Here is a 10,543-nt window from a genome sequence, read left to right on the forward strand (position 1 = left end):
CCGCTGTACCCACAGGTCCCGCCGAACCCGCAGCAGCCCCCGGTCGCGCAGCAGACCGCGCCCCCGTACCCCGGGCAGGGCGCTCCGGCCCCCGTATCCGGCCCGGGACTCTCCCCCGACGACCCCTTGCACCCCCACCACATCAGCACCGACCGCGGTCGCGTGCACATCGCGGGCCGGCAGCGCCGCACCGACGCCGCCGCCGTCGGCAACCTGCTGCTCCACCTGCCGAACCTCCTGTGCAGCCTGTTCGTCGTGGGCTTGGTGTCACTGTTCTTCGGCGATCTGGGCTTCCTGGTCGTCCTCGCTTGGCTGGCGAGCGGCGCGCTCGTCTTCCACCGGCCGACCGAGAGCGCCATCGCACGCCGTCTGCTGCACCTGCGCCACCCGACCACCGAGGAGCGGGCCCGGCTGGAGCCCGTCTGGCGGGAGGTCACGGCCCGCGCGGGAGTCGAGGGACGCACCTACGAACTGTGGGTCGAGGACAGCGACCGGCTCAACGCCGTCGCCGCAGCCGGCCACATCGTCGGTGTCACACGGTTCGCCCTGCACCAGCTCCCCAACGGGGAACTGGCCGCCGTCCTGGCCCACGAGCTGGGTCACCACGTCGGCGGCCACGCCTGGTCCTCGCTGCTCGGCTACTGGTACGCGCTCCCCGGACGGGTCGCCTGGCGGTTCCTGCGCGCCGTGTGCGCCGGTCTCTTCCAGGTGTCCCGCGCCTTCTCCTGCTTCGGCATGGGGTGCGTCGTCCTTCTCTTGGGAGGCGTCGCCCTCGCGACGGTCAGCACCTTCTACGGACTGCCTCTGGTGGTGCTCGCCGTGCCCTACGCACTCGCCGCCGTCGGCCGACGCGCCGAGCTGCGGGCCGACCGGCACGCCGCGGCCCTTGGCTTCGCCCCCATGCTCGCCGCCGTCCTCGGGAAACTGCACCATCAGGACCAGCGCCGGGAGGCCGAGCTCACGGCCCGCAACGGAGGCGTCCCCGTACCGGAAAGCCCGCTGGCCACGCTGCTGTCCTCCCACCCCGACCACCACACCCGGCTCCACCACCTCCGGCCGTACCTCACAGCGCCGCCGGGCCGGTAGGCGCGGAAGAGCCGCAGGAACGCCGCAGGGCGGCCACCCCCTGAGGGATGGCCGCCCTGTCGTCGTACGGATACGACCGCTTACTGGTTGTACGGACCGTAGTCGTAGTCCTCCAGCGGGACCGCCTGGCCGGAGCCGGTGCCGAAGGGCGAGTAGTCGATGTCGTCGTAACCGACGGCCGAGTACATCGCGGCCTTCGCCTCCTCGGTGGGCTCCACCCGGATGTTGCGGTAGCGGGACAGGCCCGTACCGGCCGGGATGAGCTTACCGATGATGACGTTCTCCTTGAGGCCGATCAGGGAGTCCGACTTGGCGTTGATCGCCGCGTCGGTCAGGACCCTGGTCGTCTCCTGGAAGGACGCCGCCGACAGCCAGGACTCCGTGGCCAGCGAGGCCTTGGTGATACCCATCAGCTGCGGACGGCCGGAGGCCGGGTGGCCGCCCTCCTGGACGACACGGCGGTTCTCGGTCTCGAACTTCGAGCGCTCCACGAGCTCACCCGGCAGCAGCTCCGCGTCGCCGGACTCGATGATCGTCACGCGGCGCAGCATCTGCCGGATGATGATCTCGATGTGCTTGTCGTGGATCGACACGCCCTGCGAGTTGTAGACCCTCTGGACCTCGCCGACCAGGTGGACCTGGACGGCCCGCTGGCCGAGGATGCGCAGCACGTCGTGCGGGTTGGTGGCACCGAAGGTCAGCTTCTGCCCGACCTCGACGTGGTCACCCTCCCTCACCTGGAGCTTGGCGCGCTTGGAGATCGGGAACGCCGTCTCGTCGCTGCCGTCGTCCGGGGTGATGACGATCTTCTTGGTCTTCTCGGTCTCCTCGATGCGGACGCGGCCGGCCGCCTCCGAGATCGGGGCGACACCCTTGGGCGTACGAGCCTCGAAGAGCTCGACGACACGGGGCAGACCCTGGGTGATGTCGTCACCGGCCACACCACCGGTGTGGAAGGTACGCATCGTCAGCTGCGTGCCGGGCTCACCGATGGACTGGGCGGCGATGATGCCGACCGCCTCACCGATGTCGACCAGCTTGCCGGTGGCCAGCGAACGGCCGTAGCACATGGCGCAGGTGCCGACGGCGGACTCGCAGGTCAGGACCGAGCGGGTCTTGACCGTCTCCACACCGTTGCGGACGAGCTCGTCGATGAGCACGTCGCCGAGGTCCGTGCCGGCCGGGGCCAGCACCTTGCCGTCGACCACGATGTCCTCGGCGAGGCAGCGCGCGTACACGCTGGTCTCGACGTTCTCCGTCTTGCGCAGGACACCGTCCGCGCCGCGCTCGGCGATCGCCAGCTTGAGGCCGCGGTCGGTGCCGCAGTCCTCCTCGCGGATGATCACGTCCTGCGACACGTCCACCAGACGACGGGTCAGGTAACCCGAGTCGGCGGTACGCAGGGCGGTGTCGGCCAGCCCCTTACGGGCACCGTGCGTGGAGATGAAGTACTCCAGCACGGACAGGCCCTCACGGAACGACGCCTTGATCGGACGCGGGATGGTCTCGTTCTTGGCGTTCGACACCAGACCACGCATACCGGCGATCTGGCGCATCTGCATCATGTTTCCACGAGCACCCGAGTTGACCATCATGAAGATGGGGTTGGTCTTCGGGAAGTTCTCGTTCATGGCGTCGGCAACCTCGTTGGTCGCCTTCGTCCAGATGTTGATGAGTTCCTGAGTGCGCTCGTCCTTGGTGATCAGACCGCGCTCGTACTGCTTCTGGACCTTCTCGTCCTGAGCCTCGTACGACGCGACGATGGCCTTCTTCGCCTCGGGAACGACGACGTCGGAGATGGCGACGGTGACACCGGAACGGGTCGCCCAGTAGAAGCCGGCCGCCTTCAGGTTGTCGAGCGTCGCCGCGACGATGACCTTGGGGTAGCGCTCGGCGAGGTCGTTGACGATCTCGGAGAGCTGCTTCTTGCCCACCGAGTAGTCGACGAACGGGTAGTCCTCGGGCAGCAGCTCGTTGAAGAGCGCGCGGCCCAGGGTCGTCCGCAGCCGGAACGAGTCGCCCTGCTGCCACTCCCCGGCTCCGACGCCGTCTTCCCCGTCCTCCGCCGCCGGCGGGGTCCAGCCACGCGGCGGGACGGTGCCGATCGGGAAGCGGATGTCCACCTTCGCCTGGAGCGAGAGCTCCCGGGCGTCGAAGGCCATGATCGCCTCGGCGGTGGAGTTGAAGGCCCGGCCCTCGCCGATGACCTTGCGCTCCTCCTCGTCGGTGGTGAGGAAGAACAGGCCCAGCACCATGTCCTGGGTCGGCATGGTGACCGGACGGCCGTCGGCCGGCTTCAGGATGTTGTTCGAGGACAGCATCAGGATGCGGGCCTCGGCCTGCGCCTCCGCGGACAGCGGCAGGTGCACGGCCATCTGGTCACCGTCGAAGTCCGCGTTGAACGCGGTGCAGACGAGCGGGTGGATCTGGATGGCCTTGCCCTCGACCAGCTGCGGCTCGAAGGCCTGGATGCCGAGGCGGTGCAGGGTCGGTGCGCGGTTCAGCAGCACCGGGTGCTCGGCGATGACCTCTTCCAGCACGTCGTACACGACCGTGCGGCCGCGCTCGACCATGCGCTTGGCGCTCTTGATGTTCTGCGCGTGGTTGAGGTCCACCAGGCGCTTCATCACGAACGGCTTGAAGAGCTCCAGCGCCATGGCCTTGGGCAGACCGCACTGGTGCAGCTTGAGCTGCGGGCCGACGACGATGACGGAACGCGCCGAGTAGTCGACCCGCTTGCCGAGCAGGTTCTGACGGAAACGGCCCTGCTTGCCCTTGAGCATGTCGGACAGCGACTTCAGCGGACGGTTGCCGGGGCCCGTGACCGGGCGGCCGCGACGGCCGTTGTCGAAGAGCGCGTCGACGGCCTCCTGAAGCATGCGCTTCTCGTTGTTCACGATGATCTCGGGAGCACCGAGGTCGAGGAGACGCTTGAGGCGGTTGTTGCGGTTGATGACACGGCGGTACAGGTCGTTCAGGTCGGAGGTCGCGAAGCGGCCACCGTCCAGCTGCACCATCGGACGCAGGTCCGGCGGGATCACCGGGACGCAGTCCAGGACCATGCCCTTGGGGCTGTTGCTGGTGTTGAGGAAGGCCGAGACGACCTTCAGGCGCTTCAGGGCACGGGTCTTCTTCTGGCCCTTGCCGGTGCGGATGACCTCGCGGAGGCGCTCGGCCTCCTCGTCCAGGTCGAAGGACTCCAGGCGCTTCTGCAGCGCGGCGGCGCCCATCGAACCGTCGAAGTAGGTGCCGAAGCGGTCACGCAGCTCGCGGTAGAGGAGCTCGTCGCCCTCCAGGTCCTGGACCTTGAGGTTCTTGAAGCGGTTCCACACCTCGTCGAGGCGGTCGATCTCGCGCTGCGAACGGTCGCGCAGCTGCTTCATCTCACGCTCGGCGCCCTCGCGCACCTTGCGGCGCACGTCGGCCTTGGCGCCCTCGGCCTCCAGCTCGGCCAGGTCGGACTCGAGCTTCTTGGCGCGGGCCTCGAGGTCGGCGTCGCGGCGCTGCTCGATCTGCTGACGCTCCACGGAGACGTGCGCCTCCAGGGAGGGCAGGTCGCGGGTGCGGCGCTCCTCGTCGACGTACGTGATCATGTACGCCGCGAAGTAGATGACCTTCTCGAGGTCCTTGGGCGCCAGGTCCAGCAGGTAGCCGAGGCGCGAGGGGACACCCTTGAAGTACCAGATGTGGGTGACGGGCGCGGCCAGCTCGATGTGGCCCATCCGCTCACGGCGCACCTTGGCGCGAGTGACCTCGACGCCGCAGCGCTCGCAGATGATGCCCTTGAAGCGGACGCGCTTGTACTTTCCGCAGTAGCACTCCCAGTCCCGGGTGGGGCCGAAGATCTTCTCGCAGAAGAGTCCGTCCTTTTCGGGCTTCAGGGTGCGGTAGTTGATGGTCTCCGGCTTCTTGACCTCGCCGTGGGACCACTGACGGATGTCGTCAGCAGTGGCCAGGCCGATCCGCAGCTCGTCGAAGAAGTTGACGTCGAGCACTTGTCGTCAATCCCTCTTTCGGGGTCGTGCCCTTCGCGTCAGCGAAAGTGAAGGGCGCTGTATTGGTCTGACTGGGGGTCCGGGGACGGCCCGAGGGACTCTTGCGAGCTCTCGGGCCAGACCCGTCAGACCTCTTCGACGCTGCTCGGCTCGCGCCGGGACAGGTCGATACCGAGCTCCTCCGCGGCGCGGAAGACGTCCTCGTCCGTGTCGCGCATCTCGATGGACATGCCGTCCGAGGACAGCACCTCCACGTTGAGGCAGAGCGACTGCATCTCCTTGATGAGCACCTTGAAGGACTCGGGGATGCCGGGCTCGGGGATGTTCTCGCCCTTGACGATGGCCTCGTAGACCTTCACGCGGCCGGTGACGTCGTCGGACTTGATGGTCAGCAGCTCCTGGAGGGCGTAGGCGGCGCCGTACGCCTCCAGCGCCCACACCTCCATCTCACCGAAGCGCTGGCCGCCGAACTGGGCCTTACCACCCAGCGGCTGCTGGGTGATCATGGAGTACGGACCGGTCGAGCGGGCGTGCAGCTTGTCGTCGACCAGGTGGTGGAGCTTGAGGATGTACATGTACCCGACCGAGATCGGGTCCGGGAAGGGCTCACCGGAGCGGCCGTCGAACATCCGGGCCTTGCCGGACGGGAGCACCAGACGCTCGCCGTCGCGGTTCGGGATGGTGTGCTCGAACAGGCCGGCCAGCTCGTCCTCGCGGGCACCGTCGAAGACCGGGGTCGCGACGTTGGACCCGGGGGCCACCTCGTCGGCGCCGATCGCCTTCAGGCGCTCCATCCACTCCTCGGAGCCCTCGACCTTCCAGCCGCGGCTGGCGAGCCAGCCGAGGTGGATCTCCAGGACCTGTCCCGGGTTCATCCGGGACGGGACACCGAGCGGGTTGAGGATGATGTCGACCGGGGTGCCGTCCTCCAGGAACGGCATGTCCTCGACCGGCAGGATCTTCGAGATGACGCCCTTGTTGCCGTGACGGCCGGCGAGCTTGTCACCGTCGGTGATCTTGCGCTTCTGAGCGACGTACACGCGAACCAGCTGGTTCACGCCGGGCGGCAGCTCGTCGCCCTCCTCGCGGTCGAAGACGCGCACACCGATGACCTTGCCGGTCTCGCCGTGCGGCACCTTCAGCGAGGTGTCACGGACCTCGCGCGCCTTCTCGCCGAAGATCGCGCGGAGCAGCCGCTCCTCGGGGGTCAGCTCGGTCTCGCCCTTGGGCGTGACCTTGCCGACCAGGATGTCGCCGGCGACGACCTCGGCACCGATCCGGATGATGCCGCGCTCGTCGAGGTCGGCGAGGACCTCTTCGGAGACGTTCGGGATGTCCCGGGTGATCTCCTCGGGGCCCAGCTTGGTGTCACGGGCGTCGACCTCGTGCTCCTCGATGTGGATCGAGGAGAGGACGTCGTCCTGCACCAGGCGCTGGCTGAGGATGATGGCGTCCTCGTAGTTGTGGCCCTCCCACGGCATGAACGCCACGAGGAGGTTCTTGCCGAGCGCCATCTCGCCCTCGTCGGTGGAGGGACCGTCGGCGAGGACCTGGCCCTCGACCACACGGACGCCCTCGTCCACGACGACCTTCTGGTTGAAGGAGGTGCCCTGGTTGGAGCGGGAGAACTTCGCGACGCGGTACGTGGTGTACGTGCCGTCGTCGTTGGCGACGGTGATGTAGTCCGCGGAGACCTCCTGGACCACACCGTCCTTCTCCGCCTTGATGACGTCGCCGGCGTCGACCGCGCAGCGGTACTCCATGCCGGTGCCGACCAGCGGGGCCTCCGACTTGATCAGCGGAACGGCCTGGCGCATCATGTTCGATCCCATGAGCGCGCGGTTGGCGTCGTCGTGCTCCAGGAACGGGATCATGGCGGTCGCGACCGACACCATCTGGCGCGGCGAGACGTCCATGTAGTCCACGTCGGACGGGGCGATGTAGTCGACCTCGCCGCCACGGCGGCGCACCAGGACGCGGGCCTCGGCGAACCGGAGGTCGTCCGTCAGCGGCGCGTTGGCCTGCGCGATGACGAAGCGGTCCTCCTCGTCGGCGGTCAGGTAGTCCACCTCGTCGGTGACCTGGCCGTCGACGACCTTGCGGTACGGGGTCTCGACGAAACCGAACGCATTGACCCGGCCGTAGGAGGCGAGCGAGCCGATCAGGCCGATGTTCGGGCCTTCAGGGGTCTCGATCGGGCACATGCGGCCGTAGTGCGAGGGGTGCACGTCGCGGACCTCGAAGCCGGCCCGCTCACGGGACAGGCCACCGGGGCCGAGCGCGGACAGACGGCGCTTGTGGGTCAGGCCCGACAGCGGGTTCGTCTGGTCCATGAACTGCGACAGCTGGCTGGTGCCGAAGAACTCCTTGATGGAGGCGACGACCGGCCGGATGTTGATCAGGGTCTGCGGCGTGATCGCCTCGACGTCCTGGGTGGTCATCCGCTCGCGGACGACGCGCTCCATACGGGCCAGACCCGTGCGGACCTGGTTCTGGATGAGCTCGCCGACGTTGCGCAGGCGGCGGTTGCCGAAGTGGTCGATGTCATCGACCTCGACGACGATGTTCGTGCCGTTCTCGCCGACCGTCTCGGTCTCGCCCGCGTGGAGCTTCACCAGGTACTTGATGGTGGCGATGATGTCGTCGGTGGTGAGCACACCGGCGTCGAGCGGCTCGTCCGCGCCCAGCTTCTTGTTGACCTTGTAGCGGCCGACCTTGGCCAGGTCGTAGCGCTTGGGGTTGAAGTAGAGGTTCTCGAGCAGCGTCTGCGCGGCCTCGCGGGTCGGGGGCTCGCCCGGACGGAGCTTGCGGTAGATGTCGAGCAGCGCGTCGTCCTGGCCCTGGGTGTGGTCCTTCTCCAGGGTGGCGCGCATGGACTCGTACTCGCCGAACTCCTCCAGGATCTGCTCGGTCGTCCAGCCGAGGGCCTTGAGGAGGACGGTCACGGACTGCTTGCGCTTGCGGTCGATGCGCACACCGACCATGTCGCGCTTGTCGACCTCCATCTCCAGCCAGGCACCCCGGGAGGGGATGATCTTGGCGGTGAAGATGTCCTTGTCGGAGGTCTTGTCGATGTTGGAGTCGAAGTAGACACCCGGCGAGCGGACGAGCTGCGACACGACGACACGCTCGGTGCCGTTGATCACGAAGGTGCCCTTGTTGGTCATGAGCGGGAAGTCGCCCATGAAGACCGTCTGGGACTTGATCTCGCCGGTCTCGTTGTTGGTGAACTCGGCGGTGACGAAGAGCGGGGCGGCGTACGTGAAGTCGCGCTCCTTGCACTCGTCGATGGAGTTCTTCGGCGGCTCGAAGCGGTGGTCGCGGAAGGTCAGGGACATCGACCCGGAGAAGTCCTCGATCGGGGAGATCTCCTCGAAGATCTCCTCCAGGCCGGACTTGGTGGGGACGTCCTGTCCGTTCTCCAGAGCCGCCTCGACGCGAGCCTTCCAGGCGGCATTGCCGAGCAGCCAGTCGAAGCTCTCGGTTTGCAGCGCAAGGAGGTTCGGAACCTCGAGGGGCTCCTTGATCTTTGCGAATGAGATGCGCAGCGGGGCGGTGCTGGCGCCGGTGTTCGTATTGGCAGTCGAGGCGTTGCGCGAGGCGGCCAAGAGGGGGTCCTTCCGAGGGCTCGGACTCACTACGCGCGTACCGGTCCCATGCGCACAGAGACAGACTCACCTGATTTGGCGGAAGACGCCCAGGTCAGGTTGGTTCAATCAAGGTGCTCAAGCGTGGGCATGCCCCTGGTGACGGGCAGGAGGCAGCTAACAGGCAGCGCAAAGGGTCAGTGTAGCCACTTGGCCCACTGATGTCCAGAGCGGGATTCCGGAGACCGGCACACGCCCCCTCGGTTGTGTTCCTACCGGCCTGCGTACAGGCCGCGCGCTGGAGCGCGTATTGATACTGCCCTCTTCGTCGTCGATCCATGCCTCGACTCTGGACCGTTGTGACGACGCGTCCTGAGAATTGCGCGCTGCGTGCCGTTCGTCAAGGCCCCCACCTCGGGAGGCTGCCCAGGGGAGCGCAGAACGAAGATCACCCTACCCGTCGGGACGGGAAGAGCAAGAGAGCACCGCGCACCCCCGGCAAACGCCCGAGGGCGACCACCCGTATAGGTGATCGCCCTGGGGACGGTGCGCGTTACAAGCCCGCGCGGAGGGGTCTGGCGACCCCTGGGGTCACTTGACCTCGACGGAGGCGCCGGCGGCCTTGAGGGACTCGGCGGCCTTCTCCGCAGCCTCCTTGGCGACCTTCTCGAGAACGGGCTTCGGGGCGCCGTCCACGAGGTCCTTGGCCTCCTTCAGACCCAGGGAGGTCAGCTCACGCACGACCTTGATGACCTGGATCTTCTTGTCACCGGCGCCGGTGAGGACGACGTCGAACTCGTCCTGCTCCTCAGCGGCCTCGGCGGCCGGGGCACCCGGGACGCCTGCGGCGGCAACGGCCACCGGGGCGGCGGCGGTGACGTCGAACTTCTCCTCGAACGCCTTCACGAACTCGGAGAGCTCGATGAGGGTCATCTCCTCGAACTGCGCGAGCAGGTCGTCCTGGCTGAGCTTCGCCATGATGGCGGTCCTTCCACTAATTCGGCTGGTGCCGGGTGTACATGTCGGCGGGCGTACGTGGGGCCCGCTGCGACCGGACGCTGATTACTCGGCGTCGGCCTCGGCGGGAGCCGGCGTACCGGCACCGCCCTGCTCGGCCTGCTTCTCGCGAAGCGCGTCCACGGTGCGGACGAGCTTCGAGGGCAGGGCCTGGAAGACCGCGGCAGCCTGGGACGGCTTGGCCTTCATGGCACCCGCCAGCTTGGCGAGCAGAACCTCGCGGGACTCGAGGTCCGCAAGCTTCTTGATCTCATCGGCGGACAGCGCCTTACCGTCAAGGACACCGCCCTTGATGATGAGGTTCGGGTTGTCCTTGGCGAAGTCACGGAGACCCTTCGCCGACTCCACCGGGTCACCGGTGACGAAGGCGACAGCCGTCGGACCGTTGAACAGGTCGTCGAGCGTCGAGATTCCGGCCTCGTTGGCCGCAATCTTGGTCAGCGTGTTCTTCACCACGGCGTACTGGGCGTTCTCACCGAGCGAACGGCGCAGCTGCTTGAGCTGCGCCACGGTGAGACCGCGGTACTCGGTCAGCACGGCGGCACTCGAGCTGCGGAACTTGTCCGTCAGCTCGGCAACCGCGGCGGACTTGTCGGGCCTCGCCATGAGCCTCGGCCTCCTTCCGGGTGATTCGGACCGCGCGGACCCGAAGGAGGACTGGGCAAAACGAAACGCCCCGGCGCAGGCGCACGGGGCGACAGCTCGACCGGATTCACAATCCGGGAGCTCTCTTCCAGTCACCTGCGCGGGTCGTCCGCAGCTAGCGGATCCTTCGGCCACCGCGTCCTGAGGACACGGCAACGACCAGCGGTCTTTGGCTTCTGGGGAAGAGTACGGGAACGATCCGCTGTCAAGCAA

The 10,543-nt window shown here is 67.5% G+C and carries 5 protein-coding genes; 1 reads left to right on the forward strand and 4 read right to left on the reverse strand.

Annotated elements, in window-relative coordinates:
• A partial coding sequence (locus GUY61_RS28525) for a M48 family metalloprotease (protein ID WP_398957225.1) occupies positions 1-1,086 on the forward strand: 1,086 nt, incomplete at its 5' end.
• A gap of 80 nt (positions 1,087-1,166) precedes the next feature.
• On the opposite strand, the gene GUY61_RS28530 is transcribed toward GUY61_RS28525, so the two are convergent.
• From GUY61_RS28530 to rplJ, 4 genes are all read right to left on the reverse strand, one after another.
• Positions 1,167-5,081 (reverse strand): DNA-directed RNA polymerase subunit beta', encoded by a 3,915-nt coding sequence (locus GUY61_RS28530; RefSeq protein WP_166633137.1) that lies wholly within the window; start codon positions 5,079-5,081, stop codon positions 1,167-1,169.
• Between the two features lie 125 nt (positions 5,082-5,206).
• Positions 5,207-8,689 (reverse strand): DNA-directed RNA polymerase subunit beta, encoded by a 3,483-nt coding sequence (gene rpoB, locus GUY61_RS28535; RefSeq protein WP_166633138.1) that lies wholly within the window; start codon positions 8,687-8,689, stop codon positions 5,207-5,209.
• A gap of 570 nt (positions 8,690-9,259) precedes the next feature.
• Positions 9,260-9,646, reverse strand: coding sequence for a 50S ribosomal protein L7/L12 (gene rplL / locus GUY61_RS28540; RefSeq protein ID WP_166633139.1), 387 nt, complete (start codon positions 9,644-9,646; stop codon positions 9,260-9,262).
• Positions 9,647-9,730: 84 nt separating this feature from the next.
• Positions 9,731-10,291, reverse strand: a complete 561-nt coding sequence (gene rplJ / locus GUY61_RS28545; protein WP_166633140.1) for a 50S ribosomal protein L10 — start codon at positions 10,289-10,291, stop codon at positions 9,731-9,733.
• Positions 10,292-10,543 lie beyond the last annotated feature (252 nt).

The organism is Streptomyces sp. GC420, from assembly GCF_009916105.1.
In the GTDB taxonomy this organism is placed as follows: Bacteria; Actinomycetota; Actinomycetes; order Streptomycetales; family Streptomycetaceae; genus Streptomyces.

Bases quoted from the DNA above. Each gene is read 5' to 3' on its own strand.
- rplL (WP_166633139.1), bottom strand. From the start codon at position 9,646: ATGGCGAAGCTCAGCCAGGACGACCTGCTCGCGCAGTTCGAGGAGATG.
- rplJ (WP_166633140.1), bottom strand. From the start codon at position 10,291: ATGGCGAGGCCCGACAAGTCCGCCGCGGTTGCCGAGCTGACGGACAAG.